Annotated in this window: 14 protein-coding genes; 12 read left to right on the top strand and 2 right to left on the bottom strand. The window is 32.2% G+C overall.

The annotated features are described in order from the left end of the window. Positions 1 to 102 precede the first annotated feature (102 nt). From BN1865_RS03225 to BN1865_RS03210, 4 genes are read left to right on the top strand one after another with little or no spacing between them, the layout of a single operon-like run. Positions 103 to 1269, top strand: a complete 1167-nt coding sequence (locus BN1865_RS03225) for an aminoacetone oxidase family FAD-binding enzyme (protein WP_050635823.1) — start codon at positions 103 to 105, stop codon at positions 1267 to 1269. Beyond that, a complete protein-coding gene (locus BN1865_RS03220; RefSeq protein ID WP_050635822.1) occupies positions 1253 to 2833 on the top strand; it encodes an NAD(P)/FAD-dependent oxidoreductase in 1581 nt (526 codons plus the stop codon). Before BN1865_RS03225 ends, BN1865_RS03220 begins: the two co-directional genes overlap by 17 nt. Continuing rightward, positions 2820 to 4220 (top strand): TrkH family potassium uptake protein, encoded by a 1401-nt coding sequence (locus tag BN1865_RS03215; RefSeq protein WP_050635821.1) that lies wholly within the window; start codon positions 2820 to 2822, stop codon positions 4218 to 4220. The genes BN1865_RS03220 and BN1865_RS03215 overlap by 14 nt, the downstream gene beginning before the upstream one ends. A gap of 4 nt (positions 4221 to 4224) precedes the next feature. Next, positions 4225 to 4893 carry a potassium channel family protein gene (locus tag BN1865_RS03210; protein WP_050635820.1) on the top strand — a complete coding sequence of 223 codons (669 nt, stop codon included), beginning with the start codon at positions 4225 to 4227 and terminating at the stop codon, positions 4891 to 4893. A gap of 15 nt (positions 4894 to 4908) precedes the next feature. Here the strand turns inward: BN1865_RS03210 and BN1865_RS03205 are convergent, their stop codons facing one another. Further along, positions 4909 to 5421, bottom strand: a complete 513-nt coding sequence (locus BN1865_RS03205) for a metallophosphoesterase family protein (RefSeq protein WP_050635819.1) — start codon at positions 5419 to 5421, stop codon at positions 4909 to 4911. Between the two features lie 82 nt (positions 5422 to 5503). On the opposite strand from BN1865_RS03205, the gene BN1865_RS03200 reads away from it, so the two are divergent. The 7 genes from BN1865_RS03200 to BN1865_RS03170 all read left to right on the top strand — a co-directional run bounded on the left by BN1865_RS03200 (position 5504) and on the right by BN1865_RS03170 (position 14014). Beyond that, positions 5504 to 6208, top strand: a complete 705-nt coding sequence (locus BN1865_RS03200; RefSeq protein ID WP_050635818.1) for an ABC transporter ATP-binding protein — start codon at positions 5504 to 5506, stop codon at positions 6206 to 6208. Next, complete coding sequence (locus BN1865_RS03195; protein WP_050635817.1) at positions 6202 to 9255, top strand: ABC transporter permease; 3054 nt, start codon at positions 6202 to 6204, stop codon at positions 9253 to 9255. The genes BN1865_RS03200 and BN1865_RS03195 overlap by 7 nt, the downstream gene beginning before the upstream one ends. Before the next feature lie 245 nt (positions 9256 to 9500). Continuing rightward, complete coding sequence (locus BN1865_RS03190) at positions 9501 to 10652, top strand: ABC transporter substrate-binding protein (protein ID WP_050635816.1); 1152 nt, start codon at positions 9501 to 9503, stop codon at positions 10650 to 10652. Positions 10653 to 10709: 57 nt separating this feature from the next. After that, complete coding sequence (locus tag BN1865_RS03185; RefSeq protein WP_050635815.1) at positions 10710 to 11585, top strand: branched-chain amino acid ABC transporter permease; 876 nt, start codon at positions 10710 to 10712, stop codon at positions 11583 to 11585. A gap of 9 nt (positions 11586 to 11594) precedes the next feature. Then, positions 11595 to 12539: a branched-chain amino acid ABC transporter permease gene (locus BN1865_RS03180; RefSeq protein ID WP_050635814.1), complete on the top strand. Its 945-nt coding sequence runs from the start codon at positions 11595 to 11597 to the stop codon at positions 12537 to 12539. Next, positions 12536 to 13300: an ABC transporter ATP-binding protein gene (locus BN1865_RS03175; protein ID WP_050635813.1), complete on the top strand. Its 765-nt coding sequence runs from the start codon at positions 12536 to 12538 to the stop codon at positions 13298 to 13300. The genes BN1865_RS03180 and BN1865_RS03175 overlap by 4 nt, the downstream gene beginning before the upstream one ends. A 12-nt stretch (positions 13301 to 13312) precedes the next feature. Then, positions 13313 to 14014 (top strand): ABC transporter ATP-binding protein, encoded by a 702-nt coding sequence (locus BN1865_RS03170; protein WP_050635812.1) that lies wholly within the window; start codon positions 13313 to 13315, stop codon positions 14012 to 14014. Between the two features lie 14 nt (positions 14015 to 14028). Here BN1865_RS03170 and BN1865_RS03165 read toward each other — a convergent pair whose 3' ends face one another. After that, entirely contained in the window at positions 14029 to 14529 is a 501-nt protein-coding gene (locus BN1865_RS03165) for a putative ABC transporter permease (RefSeq protein ID WP_050635811.1), read from the bottom strand. A gap of 257 nt (positions 14530 to 14786) precedes the next feature. On the opposite strand from BN1865_RS03165, the gene BN1865_RS03160 reads away from it, so the two are divergent. Continuing rightward, positions 14787 to 16247 carry a C40 family peptidase gene (locus tag BN1865_RS03160; protein ID WP_050635810.1) on the top strand — a complete coding sequence of 487 codons (1461 nt, stop codon included), beginning with the start codon at positions 14787 to 14789 and terminating at the stop codon, positions 16245 to 16247. The last annotated feature ends 16 nt before the right edge of the window (positions 16248 to 16263 follow it).

Below are 16263 nucleotides of genomic sequence, written 5' to 3'. Positions count from 1 at the left end.
TTTTAAAATTCCTTTTGTATTATAAACATTTTTTGATGATTTTTCAATAAAAAATGGTATAATCGTATTATTTCGTATAAAATAGTGTAAGAGGTGACAGAAATGAAGAAAATTGTGATTGTAGGTGCAGGAGCATCAGGTGTTTATTTGTCAATTCTTTTAAAGCAAAAATTAAGCAATACAGATGTTATTGTTGTGGAACAAAATGCCGTCTCTTTAAAAAAAGTTCTTGCCTCAGGCAATGGACGTTGTAATTTATCTAATCGATATATAACTCAGGAGTGTTATCATAGTGATAATAATGAATTGGTAGGAAAGATTGTCAAATCTTTTGATATGTTAAAAGAAATGGATAAATTAGGCTTGCATTGTCTTTATCAGGGACAATTACTCTATCCTAAAAGTGAACAAGCATTATCAGTGAAACAGATTTTTATGCATAGAGCTGAAGAATTAGGTGTTTGTTTTTTGTATAATCAAGAAGTTTTATCTATAGAATATCATCAGTCTTATATTGTCCATACTAATCAACAGCAAATTCATGCTGATGTTCTTATATGGGCTATGGGAAGTGAGGCAGGGAAACTTTCAGGAATCAATCAATCACGTTATGATGTGTTTAAAAAATTACATCTTAAAGTTGTACCACCACAGCCATCATTAGTTCAGATGTATACAAAACCAGTGATAAAACAATGGAAAGGTGTGAGAATAAAAGGAACTTTTTCATTGTTAGAAGATGGTCAATGTATTCATACTGAAAAGGGTGAGTTACTCTTCACTGATTATGGGATAAGTGGGATTGCTGTGATGCAATTATCAGCTTTTTATCAGCAAGGTCATGATTATCAGCTGGAGATTGATTTTTTTGATGAAGAAGATGAAAAGAATTTGACTGAATATATTGAACTTCGTAGCAATAAAGGCTATAATCATTTCTACGATGGATTACTTCATAGCAAAATTGCCTCTTATTTTGAGAAAATGTCTAATCAAAGTGTTTCTCATATTGTTCATCAGTTGAAGCATTTTCGTTTGAATGTGGCAGGTTTAAGGTCATATGAAACAGCTCAGGTGATGAAAGGAGGACTTTCTTTAAAGGAAGTCGATGAAAATTTATCAATAAAAAAATATCCACATATGTATGCAATCGGAGAAATTTTAAATGTTGCGGGCTTATGTGGTGGTTATAATTTGCATTTTGCTTTGGCAAGTGCATATCAGGTTGCAAAGGCAATAGAAAGGGAAGACCATGTTACGAATACATAATGTCAAAGTCAAATTAGGACAGACAAATTATAGTAAAATTCTTTCACAGGTTTTAAACATTAGAGAAAAGGAAATAAAAGAAGTTCATCTTTCAAAAAGGTCAGTTGATGCCAGACGTAAAGTTGTCCATTGGATTTGTAGTTTTGATTTTGAGGTCCAAGACGAAGATAAACTTCTTCAAAAACATCCTCAACTGCAAAGAGTCAAACCTTATCATTATCAATATTTATCAGCTCATCATAAACAAAATGTTGTAGTGGTAGGAAGTGGACCAGCTGGGTTATTTTGTGCTTATGTGCTTGCGCATTCAGGACAAAATATTACAGTAATTGAAAGAGGAAAAAAGGTTGAAGAACGTATTAAAGATGTTGATCGACTTTTATTGCAGGGAATTCTTAATCCAGATAGCAATATTGCTTTTGGTGAAGGTGGGGCAGGAACTTTCTCTGATGGAAAATTAACAACTGGTATTAAAAATGTACGACTTCAATATATTTTAGAGACTTTTGTAAAACATGGAGCTCCAGAAGATATTATGTATGATTCTAAACCACATATAGGGACTGATTATTTACGAAAAGTATTAATCAGTATGAGAGAAACAATGGAAAAGAAAGGTGTACACTTTTTGTTTGAAACACAAATGACTGATTTTCAATATCAAAATGATCAATATCAAATTCAAACATTACATGCACATCAACAACAAACAATCGTTGCTGATGCACTTGTTTTAGCCATTGGACATAGCGCAAGAGATACTTATGAAATGTTGTATCATAAAGGCTTGCCAATGCTTGCTAAACCTTTTGCGGTTGGTTTGCGTATTGAGCAGTCTCAAGCAAAGATCAATCAAATTCAGTATAAGCAAAGTGCCACTTCACCTTATTTAAAAGCTGCACCTTATAAACTTGCAGTGCAAACAAGCGAAGGACGAGGAGTATATACATTTTGTATGTGTCCTGGAGGCTATGTAGTTCCTTCTCAACATGAAGAAAAGACTTTATGTGTGAATGGAATGAGCTATTATGCTCGTGATGGTAAAAACGCCAATAGTGCTATTCTTGTCAATGTGACACCAGAAGATTTTAAAAGCAGTCATCCGCTTGCTGGAATTGAATTTCAGCGTCAATTAGAAAGAAAAGCATTCTTATTGGGTGGTGGCAATTATCAAGCTCCGGTGCAACGCGTTGCTGATTATCTGGATAATCAATTGGGAACACTTAATGAAATCATACCAAGTTTCCAATTTGGATATCATTTGGCTAATTTGAATGAACTTTTTCCTGAATTTATTAATCGAAATTTAAAAGAAGGATTGCAATTAATGAATCAGAAAATGCCAGGCTTTATTGATGAAGCAACCATCTTAACAGGTGTAGAGGCGAGAAGCAGTGCGCCTGTAAGAATCGTTCGTAATGAGTTGTTACAATCCGATTTTGCTACCCGACTCTATCCAATTGGGGAAGGTGCTGGTTATGCTGGTGGAATTATGTCGGCAGCAGTTGATGGCATAATGTGTGCTGAAATGATTTTGAGGGAGGATCAACATGGAAGCAATTGATATTCATAAAGATAAAAAGAAAAAGGTATTTTCGCCAACACGTCGTATTGCCTTTAGTTTCTTTATGGTTATTATTATAGGATCTTTATTATTATCGTTATCTATTTCTAATCAAGGAACAGTGATTCCTTATCTGGATCATTTGTTTATTGCGACATCAGCAACATGTGTGACTGGACTTGTGCCTATTGTTGTTGCTGAACAATATACTTTATTTGGTCAATTGGTGATTTTAGCATTAATTCAAATAGGTGGGTTAGGTTTTTTAACCCTTTTAAATATGATGCTTGTTGCTTTTAAAAAGAAATTGTCTTATACAAATAAAATTATTATGCAAGAGGCCTTGAATCAAAATTCAATGCGTGCGATGAGTATTTATATCAAAAGAGTTATCAAATATACAGTTGTCTTTGAATTGACAGGTGCACTATTTTTAAGTTTTGTTTTTATCCCTGAATTTGGGATTGTAAAAGGACTTTATTTTTCAATTTTTCATTCTATTTCAGCTTTCTGTAATGCTGGCTTTGATATCTTAGGAGCAAGTTCATTAATGGGATATTATAATAATGTCATTGTGAATTTAGTTGTTTCAGGATTAATTATCGCTGGTGGATTAGGATTTGTTGTCTGGGTTGATTTGAGAATGGCTTGGCAGCATTATAAAGATAATTTTAAAGTTTTTAAATTAAGAAAATTTATTACATCTTTATCTTTACATACAAAAATTGTTTTTTTAATTACCATCTTTTTATTGATTTCAGGAACACTTATTATTTTAGGTCTTGAATTTGATAATATGAAGACATTAGGAACAATGCCTTGGCCAGAAAAAATACTAGCCAGTTTCTTTCAATCAACAACTTTAAGAACAGCTGGCTTTGCTACTGTGGATATTGGTGCGTTGCATGTTTCAACAAAACTGATTATGGCAATGTTTATGTTTATTGGTGGTTCTCCTGCGGGAACTGCTGGTGGTATTAAAACAGTTACTTTTGCTATTATGTTGTTATATATTCATTCGCTTGTGAAAGGGAGTGATCGCATTAAATTAATGAAGCGTTCTATTTCTGATCAAGTTGTTAAGCGTTCATTAACTATCGCTATGGTAAGTTTCTTTATTTGTATCATTGGTTTGGTTGTTTTAGCTATTAGTGAAGAATGCTCATTTATTGATTTGGTTTTTGAAGTTTTCTCAGCATTTGCAACAGTTGGTTTAACGGCTGGAGTGACACCACTCTTGACAAGTGTAGGAAAAATTGTCATTATTATTTTAATGTATATTGGTCGTATTGGACCAATCACAATGGTATTAATATTTGCTAAAAGATATAATCAAATGAAAGGAAAAGACATTGTTTATCCTGAAGCCAATGTCTTAATAGGTTAGTTGTATGAAAAGCAGGCAATATGTTGTATTGGGTCTAGGTGTTTTTGGCTCTACAATTACAAAAACATTATCACAATTTGGATGTGAAGTTTTGGCAGTTGATAAAGACCCAGAATGTGTCCAAAGAGTTTCGGAATTTGCAACCAAAGCAGTTATCGGTGATATTACTGATCAACAATTTTTAATTGATTTGGGTGTAGAAGAATTTGATGTTGGAATTGTTGCGATTGGAAATCATTTAGAGGAAAGCTTATTGGGTGTTTTAAATCTTAAGGAAATAGGTGTTCCTTATATTATTGCAAAAGCTAAAAATAAACGCTTTAAAGTGGTTTTAGAAAAAATTGGTGCTGATCGTGTTTGCCGTCCTGAAAAGGAAATGGGCGAAAGAGTGGCTCGTTCATTATTAAGAAAGAATATTACTGATTTAATAGAATTAGATGATAATTATAGTGTTGTTGAAATGAAAGTTCCTCAGGCATGGGTAGGTCATTCTTTAACCGCTTTAAATTTACGAAAAAATTATGGAATCAATGTCTTAGGAATTAGAGATGAAGATACTCATAAATTGGATTTATCCATTGATCCACAATATGTTATTCGTATGGATGATCATTTTTTGATGATTGCAGAAACTGATCGTATAGAAAAATTTGATTATTTAGTAGAATCATAAAGAGAGATTGAATTGTCAATCTCTCTTTATTTGAATAAAAACTTCCTGATTGTCTTGAATGTCAAAGAAATGAACTTCGTCTGTTAGAGTATCATATAATGCATAAGTATTATGCCGTGGATAACTGCGTCCTAAAGATAAACTCCCTGGATTTATAATCATTAAGTCGTTTTCTTTATATAAAAATGGAATATGTGTATGACCAAAACAAATAATATCAGCGGGATAATCTTCTAATAATTCTTTTAAAGCAAGGGGATTGTATGCATATTGATACATGTTGCCATGGGTAATGACAAAACGCTTGCCATCAATTTCAAAATGAAGAATACGGGGTATATCAGCAAAATCATTATTTCCTTTACACATATATAAAGGACAATTGATAGATAGATCACCAGGTTGATAACCTATATAAATATCTCCACAATGAATAACAGCTTTTAAAGAATCGAATTGATTAATAAATTTTAATAATTTATTTTTGGGCATATAATGACTATCTGAAATAATTAATATTTGTCCCATAATTAACCTCCATTATGTCTTTTTTTATAAAAATGTGTTACTATTATTATAATAACAAATTAAACAAAGGATGGTAAGAGAAATGTGTGCTTTAATACAATTTAAAAATATTATGAAAAGCTATACAATGGGGGATATTACAATTCATGCCAGTGATGGCGTCAACTTTGAAGTGAATAAAGGGGAATTTGTTGTTATTGTAGGAGCTTCCGGCGCAGGGAAAACAACCATCTTAAATCTGTTGGGAGGAATGGATTCGCCAACGAGCGGTTCTATTTTAGTGGATGATGAAAACATTGCACTTTATGATGAAAAAAAATTAACAGAATATCGTCGTAATGATATAGGATTTGTCTTCCAGTTTTATAATCTGGTTCAAAATCTAACAGCTTTAGAAAATGTTGAATTAGCAACACAAATTTGTAAAAATCCATTAGATGCCAGAAATGTTTTGGAACGTGTTGGACTGGATAGTCGTTTGGATAATTTCCCGGCCCAATTATCTGGTGGAGAGCAACAGCGTGTAGCTATTGCTAGAGCAATTGCTAAAAATCCTAAATTACTTTTATGTGATGAACCAACAGGGGCTTTGGATTATCAAACAGGAAAGGCGATTTTAGGATTGCTGCGTGAAATGTGTGAAACATATCAGATGACTGTCATTGTTATTACGCATAATTCAGCCTTAGCACCAATGGCTGATCGTGTCATCCATTTACGTAACGGGAAAGTTTATGGAATTGAATTAAATGAGAATCCAAAACTAATTGAGGAAATAGAATGGTAAAACAAAAAAAATCAGTCTATTGGAAAAATTTATGGAAATCTATTTTTAAGTCTAAAGCAAGATTTCTTTCGATTTTTTCAATTGTATTTCTAGGTGCTGCCTTTTTTGCTGGGTTAAGAAATACACCAGGGACAATGATGAAAACAATGGATGCTTATTTGGATAAATATCATTTTGCTGATTTAACATATATGGCAACTTTAGGTTTTAATGATGAAGATATTCAGCAAATAGAAAATATTCAGGGTATTGCACGAATTGATTATGGTTACCAGTTTGATGCACTAACAATGATGAATGATAAATTATCTGGTGTTAAAGTCTACACTACGCAAACCTTTCATCAGGATATGATTAATCTTCCAGATTTAAAAGAAGGAAAATTTCCGACTCAAGATAACGAATGTTTAATAGATGTTGAAATTGCTAAAAGTGGAACTCAAATTGGAGATAAAATTGAAATTTCTAATCATCAAGGAGAAAAAACGTTCACAGTCGTAGGAATTGTAAATGATGTTAGATATATTGCCAAAACAGATCGTGGAACCAATACATTAGGTGATGGAACAAATTCTGGTTATATTGAAATCTTAAATCAAAATAATGCTTTTTTAGCAATGCCTAAAGATTTGTATGATTTGCGTGATGAAAAAACACTTTATAATCAGATTTCTGTTACGGTGAAAGGGGCAGACCAATATAATTTATTTAGTGAAGAATATGATGACTATATAGAAGATGTCAATACAAAAATAAAAAGTTACCTATCTTTAAAAATGAGTGATTTGTATGAACAATTGACATCTGATGCACAAAAAAAATTAGATGATGCACAAAAAGAATATGATAAAGGATATCAGACATATTCAGATTCTAAAAATACATTTGATACAAAAATATTAGAAGCTAAGATTCAATTAACCAATGCCAAAATGACTTTGGCTAATAAGGAAACTGAATATTTAAAAGCACAGTCTCAAGCAAGTGAAGAAACTCAAAAGATGATAGGAACAATTGAAGAAACGTCTAAAGAACTCAAAAAAGATTTGGATGAATTAGAAAAGCAATTAGAGCATTTTAAAGAAAATCCATCAATTGCAACAGTACCTGAAATTGATGAAGTCTTAAAAGATTTACAATCTATTCAAAAAACTTTAGCGTCTTCATCAACTGCAATAGAAGGCTTTTCACAATTAAATGAAGCTGGTTTACAAATTCAAAAGGCAAAATTAGAAATTCAGCAACAAGAAAACAAATTGACTTTAGAAGAATTAAAAACCAATCATCAATTAAGCGAAGCAAAATCAAAATTAGATGATGCCCATTTGCAAATTACAGATGCTAAGGAACAAGTGGATCAAATTCCAAAAGGGAAATTATATACATTAACGAGACATGAAAATGCTGGAATTGTCAATTATGATTCAAATGTGGATTCTATTTCTTCCATTGCCAATGTCTTTCCACTCATGTTCTTCCTTGTCTCAGCATTAGTCTCATTAACAACAATGACCAGAATGGTTGAAGAACAAAGAGGTCAAAGTGGAACGCTACGTGCCTTAGGCTATTCTAAGTGGGATGTTATTAAACAATATATTGTTTATGTAATTTTGGCAACATTTATTGCCTGTGCTTTAGGAATTGTAGCAGGGACACAGTTCTTCCCAAGAATCATTTATTATTTATATAGTTTAATGCTGTTTCAGGTACGAATGCCAACTTTAATCTCTTCTGATTATATCATTACTTTACAAACGATTTTTATTTCTGTTTTTGTAACAATGATAGCGACACTCTCTGTTTGTATAAGTGAATTGAATTTGATGCCGGCTGTTCTTATGCGTCCTAAGGCACCAAAATTAGGGAAAAGAATTGTTTTAGAGAAAATTGACTTGATTTGGAAACGCCTCTCATTTAATCAAAAAGTCACCATGCGTAATATATTTAGATATAAGAAACGTTTCTTTATGTCAATTATAGGAATTGCTGGGTGTACCGCATTAATCATTACAGGATTTGGTATTAAATATTCAGTATCTGAAGTTATTGATCGACAATATCAGAAAGTTTTGACTTATGATGCTCAAGTGCGCTTAGAAGATGAAGTCAGTGTCACTGATGCTAAGAAATATCAGGAAAACTTACTCAAGCGTGATGAAGTCACAAATGTTGAATATGTTTTAAATCAGAGTGTTAATGTTTTAAAAAACAAAGAAGATCTTTATGCAACACTAGTTGTTTATCAGTCAATGGAAAATATTCAGAATTTTATTAGTTTTCATGATATGCAGAACAATAAAAAAATAGCTTTAAATGATGATGGTGTTGTTTTATCAATCAAAACTGCAGAATTGCTAGGAGTAGGTGTCAATGATACAATTGATATTGAGATTGCAGGAACAAAGTATAATGTGAAAGTTGCAAGTATTATGGAAAATTATTTTATGAATTTTGTTTATATGTCTCAAACATTATATGAAAATACGACATCTCAGGATTTAAAAGTCAATCATGCATTTTTAAATATGAAAAAGCTTGATCAGTCTTATAAAACAAGTTTAGAAAACTATATGAATGAACATCATTATGGTCATTTGGCTTATCTAGATGGTAGTAGTAGTGAATTTTCTAATCAAGTTCAAAGTTTGGATATTGTTATTATAATCTTGATTTTGTGTGCTGGTGCTTTGAATTTTATCGTTCTTTATAATTTGACAAATATTAATATTCAAGAGCGTAAGAGTGAAATTGCAACAATTAAAGTGTTAGGCTTTAGGCGTAAGGAAGTTTATGATTATATATTTAGAGAAAATATCTTACTGTCTGTTATTGGTTCTTTAGTTGGCACAATCTTTGGTTTTGTTTTGCATCAGTTTATTATTAGAACAGTTGAGCTAGATTTAACAATGTTTGTAAGAGAACTGACTTTATCAAGTTATTTGATTGCTATTGCTATGACATTAGGATTTACTTTCTTAATTAATTTAACAATGCGACGTGTCTTAAATAAAGTCAATATGGTTGAATCATTAAAAAGTATAGAATAATCAGTTTTACTGATTGTTCTTTGTTTTTTTGTTTAAACAATTGATAAAATTTAAAATAAAACGATAGATACTGAAATAATTGTATTTTATACAATTGAAAAGAGGGACTATTTTGTTCTAAATCGAAAAAAAATTATGATTTTTAGAATAATGGAAAAAGTATGTGAAATTTTTGTTGACTTGTCTGAAATGTTCAGTATAATGAAATGTATACTATAAAAAGTGTTAAAAAGGGGAGAGAAAAAATGAATTTTAAGAAAGTTTTATCTGCAGTTGCAGCGGCAAGCATGCTTGTTGGATGTGGTAGTGGAAATGGTGGATCTAAAGGTGTTGAATTAAAAGATGGAGATACAATCAAGATTGGATTTGTTGGCCCTACTTCTGGTGAAACATCAACTTATGGTATTCCAGTTGCGCGTTCTATTGAATTAGCGATTGCTGATTATAATGCGTCAAAGGATGCTAAGTATAAAGTTGAATTGTTGAAAGAAGATTCTGCTGGTGATGCACAACAAGCAACAAGTGCTTATAAGAAATTAGTTGGAGAAGGTATTGTTGGAATTGTTGGACCAGTTATTACTGCTGAAGGTTTGGCTTTAGGTGAAGCTTCTAAGAATGATGGAACACCAATCGTATCTTCAAGTACTTCAGGAGATAGTGTGACTTTAAATAATGATGGTAGTACAAAAGCTAATTATTTTAGAACTTGTTCAAATGATTCAATGGGTGGAAAAACAATTGCTTCTGCTATTGGAAAAGGAACAATTAAAGCAAGTAAAGTTGCTATTTTAACAAATAGTGATAGTGATTATAGTGGTGGATGTACAGATTCATTTGTGAAACAGGCAAAAGAAGATGGAACACAAATTGTATTAGAAAAGAAATATCCACAAACACAAAAAGATTTTAAAACTTATATTCAACAAGTTATGAGTTCTGGTGCTGATGCAGTTTTCATTCCAGATTATTATGAAACAATTGCAACAATGGTGAAACAATTTAAAGATGCTGGGTTCAAAGGTACATTCTTAGGAACAGATGGTTGGGATGGCGTTTTATCAGTAAAAGATGTTGATAAATCTATTTTCAACGGAGCATATTATACAAATACATTTGATGATCGTGTTGAAGCAGTTCAAAAATATGTTGAAGCTTATAAAGCAAAATATAATGCAGAAACAAATATGTTTGGAACAATGGCTTATGATGCGACTTGGGTATTGATTAAAGCTGTTGAAGCGGCTGGAACAACTGATCCAGAAAAAGTTTGTGCTGCATTAGAAAAAACTGATTATACAGGTATTACAGGAACTTTCAAATTTGATAGTCAACATAATCCAACAAAAGAGTTGGTTGTTAAAACAATCAAAGATGGAGCATATACTTATTTAGATTAATGAAGAAAAATAAAGGAGATTCTTCTCCTTTATTTTTTTGAATAGGGAGGTTATATAATGGATTTTTTAACGCAAATCATTAATGGCTTAAGTACAGGTGGAATGTATGCCTTGGTAGCTATTGGATATACAATGGTTTATGGAATTGCTAAGATGATTAATTTTGCGCATGGTGAAATTATCATGGTAGGAGCATATATTGCTTATTTAATGACATCAATGTTAGGAATGCCAATGATTGTCAGTGTTCTGGCATCAATTATTGGCTGTGCTTTGTTAGGAGTAGTTACAGAAAAGGTGGCTTATAAACCATTAAGAAACAGTGGCAGTTTAGCGGTTTTAATTACGGCTATTGGTGTCAGTTATTTATTACAAAATTTATTTTTAATTTTATTTGGTTCAGCAGCAAGAACATTTCCAGCTTATATGCCAAGTGGATCATTAAATGTTTTTGGTGCACAAATTACATATGTTTCATTGCTGTCATTATGCTTAACAGGGATATGTACAGGATTGTTACTTTTATTTATTAACAAAACGAAATTAGGAAAAGCGATGCGTGCAGTTAGTGAAGATAAAGGTGCAGCAGAGTTGATGGGTATTAATGTCAATACAACGATTTCAATGACATTTGCGATTGGGTCTGGATTAGGTGCCGTTGCTGGAATTATTTATGGAATGAGTTATTCATTGATTAATCCTTATTTAGGTGCAATGCTTGGTATTAAGGCTTTTATAGCAGCTGTTTTAGGAGGGATTGGAAGTATTCCTGGTGCCATGGTCGGAGGTCTGATTATTGGCGTTGCAGAGGCTTTTACAATTTCATATATTTCTTCTGCATTTTCTGATGCTGTTGTTTTTGGAATCTTAATTTTTATTTTACTGGTTAAACCTGCTGGTTTGTTTGGTAAAAACATAAGAGAGAAAGTGTAGGTGGGCGGAATGAAGAAAAAGCAAATTCAACAATTTATTCTTTCATTTATAATAGCTCTTGTGATTTATGGTGCCATGATGTTTGCAATGAGTTCAGGAATACTTGATAACTATTGGTCAGGTATTATGATTATGGCTTGTATCAATATCGTTTTGGCAACGAGTTTGAATTTAGCAAGTGGTTATTTAGGTCAGTTAACATTAGGACACGCTGGTTTTATGTCAGTTGGTGCTTATGTTTCTGCTATTTGTAGTATTTATTTTGAACTTCCTTTCATTGTGAGTCTAATTTTAGGTGCGATTGCAGCATGTATTATTGGTATTTTGATTGGAATTCCAACATTGCGTTTAAAAGGTGACTATCTTTGTATTATCACTTTAGCATTTAATGAAATTATTCGTGTGATTATGTTAAATCTTAATATTACAAATGGTGCCAAAGGTTTGATGGGTATTCCTATGAATACAGATTTTACAACAGGCTTTATTAGTGTTTTAGTTACAATCTATGTGATTTATAGTATTGTTAAATCACGTCATGGACGTGCAATTATTTCTATTCGTGAAGATGAAACAGCTAGTGAATTGGCAGGAATACCTACATCTTATTATAAAATATTGGCATTTGCGATTTCAGCATTTTTTGCTGGTTTAGCTGGTGGCCTTTATGCTCATTATATGGGTATGCTTGTTCCTAAAACATTTGATTATAACAAATCTGTTGAAATCTTGGTTATGGTTGTTTTAGGTGGCTTAGGAAACTTAAAGGGATCAGTTATTGCAGCAATTGTTATGACTATATTACCTGAATATTTACGTGCGTTCTCTGAATATCGTATGTTGTTATATGCTGTTGTTTTAATTGCAGCTATGATTATGAAAGAAAAGAATTTAATGCCTCGCATTAAAGCAAAGTTTGCTAAAAAAACAAATGAGGAGGTGAGTGAACAATGAGTTTATTAAAAACAGAAGGTTTAGGAATTCAATTTGGTGGTTTAAAAGCTGTTGATGAATTCAATTTTGAAATTGATAAAAATCAATTATTTGGTTTGATTGGTCCTAATGGTGCTGGAAAAACAACTGTGTTCAATTTATTGACAGGTGTTTATAAACCAACTAGTGGTCAGATTATGTTTGATGGTAAATCATTATTAAAAATGTCACCAACTCAAATTACTCAGTTTGGTATCGCAAGAACATTTCAAAATATTCGTTTGTTTAAAGATATGACTGTATTAGATAATGTAAAAGTAGGGTTGCATCATTCACAAAATTATTCATTATTAAGTTCTATTGTTCATACACCAAAGTATTTTAAAGGTGAAGAAGCTATGGAGGAAATGGCTTTAAGCTTATTGCGTGTTTTTGATTTAGAACAATTTGCACATGTAAAGGCAAGTAATTTACCTTATGGAAAACAAAGAAAATTAGAAATTGCCAGAGCACTTGCAACATCACCTAAATTATTGCTTTTAGATGAGCCAGCAGCTGGGATGAATCCAACTGAAACTGCTGAGTTAATGGAAACAATTAAGATTGTAAGAGAAAAATTTGCGATTGCTATTTTATTGATTGAGCATGATATGAAGTTAGTAATGGGGATTTGTGAAAAAATCGCTGTATTAAATTTTGGGACTGTTTTGGCTTTTGGAACACCTGAAGAAATCAGAAATAATCCGGATGTTGTTGCTGCATATCTAGGAAATGATGAGTAGGAGGATTAACACATGTTAAAGGTAGAAAATTTAAATGTACATTATGGGGTTATTCATGCCATTAAAAATGTTTCCTTTGAAGTCAATGAAGGAGAAATTGTGGCTTTGATTGGTGCCAATGGAGCTGGAAAGACATCTGTTATGCATGCGATTAGTGGTCTCATTAAGGCAAGTGGAGGGGCTATTTCTTTTTTGCAAGAAGATATTACAAAAACACCAGCGCATAAAATAATTGCTAAAAAATTAGCTCAGGTTCCAGAAGGACGTCGTATTTTTTCTCAACTTTCTGTACAGGATAATTTAGAAATGGGTGCTTATTTGCGCACTGATCATAAAATCAATGAAGATCTTGATAAAGTTTATCAGCGTTTTCCGAGATTAAAGGAAAGAAAAAATCAGTTGGCTGGGACTTTATCAGGTGGTGAACAGCAGATGCTGGCAATGGGACGAGCATTAATGTCAAAACCTAAATTATTACTTCTTGATGAACCATCAATGGGATTGTCACCCATTCTTGTGAATGAAATCTTTTCAATTATTCAGGAAATTAATAAAGAAGATGGTGTCACTGTTTTACTTGTAGAACAAAATGCCAATAAGGCATTGTCAATTGCTCATCGTGCATATGTCTTAGAAACAGGAAATATTACTGTTTCAGGAGATGCTAAAGATGTGGCGAATAACCCTAAAGTAAGGGAAGCTTATTTAGGATAGAAAAATGGTCTTGATTAATGAATGTCAAGACCATTTATTTTATGAAATTGAAGACGATCAATAAATGCTTTTAAAATAAATCCAAGATAAATAAGACAAATCAATGAGACAGAGTCATTCATAATATTTAATGACATAAAAAATGGATGAATATATTGAATAAACAATAAACTTAAAAAGCACCAAATAATAAAATAGAACAAACAAATACGTCCATGTAATTGACAAGGATGTCGTGAATAATCCCAGCAGCGTGTATGAAATGCTTTCTCAATATAAACACTTGCAAAATATTCTAATATTGTCATAGCAATCCCACCAACAAAGAAACTCAGATAATACGAAGTGTGTAAATATGGAAATAAAAGAATGAGTAAAAGTGCACCTAAACCATAGAGTGGAATAAAGGGACCTTTTAATAAACCAGAAGAAATCCATTTTCTTTGTAAAATAGAAACATAGCAAGATTCAAGCAAATAACCTAAAAAACAATAAATAGCAAAATAGATAATCATACAACTCTCCTTTTTTATATCATGTTATGAAAAGAAAGGAAAATTATGTCTAAAAAGCATGATTTTGGCTACAATAATGTATAGAAATCACCATTTTTTTCATATTTCTTAAGAAATCTCAAAAAAAGTTATGCGAAAAAACATTGAATGCATCAATATAATTTCAATTTCTTAAGAATTTCTTAAGAAAGTTGTGGACTTTTTGTGAACGTTGGTCTATAATTCTAAGTGGGTATATTATTGAAAGGAGGCAACGAATGGATAGTAATATTAAGACGAATTTATTAGAAAATCTGCAAGAACAGATTATTAAGCGTAAAGCGATGTTTATCCCAATGTTATTTGTAACAACATTTGGGTTGGTTGGTTATGCCGCTGTTGACAAGGAAAAACCTGTCATCGATGCCAACAAAATCGAAGTTCTTTATGGAACAAAACTTGATAAAAGTATGTTTGCTATTTCTGATAATCAAGATTCCCTAGATGCGATTGATGTTCAAATTAATGATAACGCATATGATGCTTATCAATTGGGTATATATAACGTTGAAGTTACAGCTACTGATTTGTTCTCAAATTCACGAAATAAGGTTGTCCAAGTAGAGGTTGTTGATAAGACAGCTCCTGAATTGAAACCAGTTGGAAAGAGCAATGGATATGTTATTGATGTCCCTGTCAATGGAAGTAATGATATTACAAAATATGTTCAGGCAACTGATAATGTTGATGGTGATGTCACACCGTTCATTGAAGCAAGTCAAAAACTTGATACTTCAAAATTAGGAACACAAACAATTGAGCTTAATGTTTCTGATACTGTAGGTAACGTTACAAAACAAACGTATGAATTCTATGTATCTGATTCAGAAGCACCTAATATAAGTTATAAAAAAGGTTCTACAGTGACTGTAGACTATGGGTCAAAATTTAGTTATTCAGATTATGTTAATATAACTGATAACTTCGATAAGAAAGTAGCATCAATTAAAGTAGATGGTAATGTTGATACTAAGAAGATTGGTTCAACAACATTGAAATTAACAGCTACTGATTCATCTGGTAACGAATCAAGTAAAACATTGACAGTTGATGTTAAAGATATTAGTGCACCAAGCATTAATTTGTCTAAGACATCTTTAACAATGACAACTGGAAAAAGTTTTAACGCTAAGAGTTATTTAAATAGTGCTATTGATAACAAAGATGGAAATGTCACTTCAAAAGTGAAAATAAGTGGTTCAGTTAATACTAGCAAAGCTGGTAAGTATTCAGTTAAATATACCGTCACTGATGCGGCTGGAAATACTGCTTCTAAAACTTTGAGTGTCAAAGTTGAAAGTCCAATCCCTACAAATGCAGGTGCTGCGGCAAGTGCATTAAGTCGTGTTGGAAGCCGTTATGTAGCAGGTGGAAGTGGTCCAAATGCATTTGACTGCTCTGGATTAACACAATGGGCTTATAGACAAAATGGAGTTTCATTACCAAGAACAGCTGCTGGTCAATATAGCGCGACAAGCAGAGTGTCTAAGTCTAATTTAAAAGCAGGAGATCTTGTGTTCTTTAAAGGAACAACAGGAAAAGGTGGAATTACTCATGTTGGTATTTATATCGGCGGAGGACGTTTCGTTCATGCTGGTTCATCAAGAACTGGTGTTTCAACTGCGAATTTAAATAGTTCTTACTGGGTTAGCCATTGGGCTGGCGGAGGAAGAAAATAGCAAGCCATTAAAGCAG

The sequence above is a fragment of the Candidatus Stoquefichus sp. SB1 genome, from assembly GCF_001244545.1.
GTDB lineage: Bacteria > Bacillota_I > Bacilli_A > Erysipelotrichales > Coprobacillaceae > Stoquefichus.
Note: the sequence above shows the minus strand (reverse complement) of the source record. Positions and strands in the feature narration are given on the sequence as shown.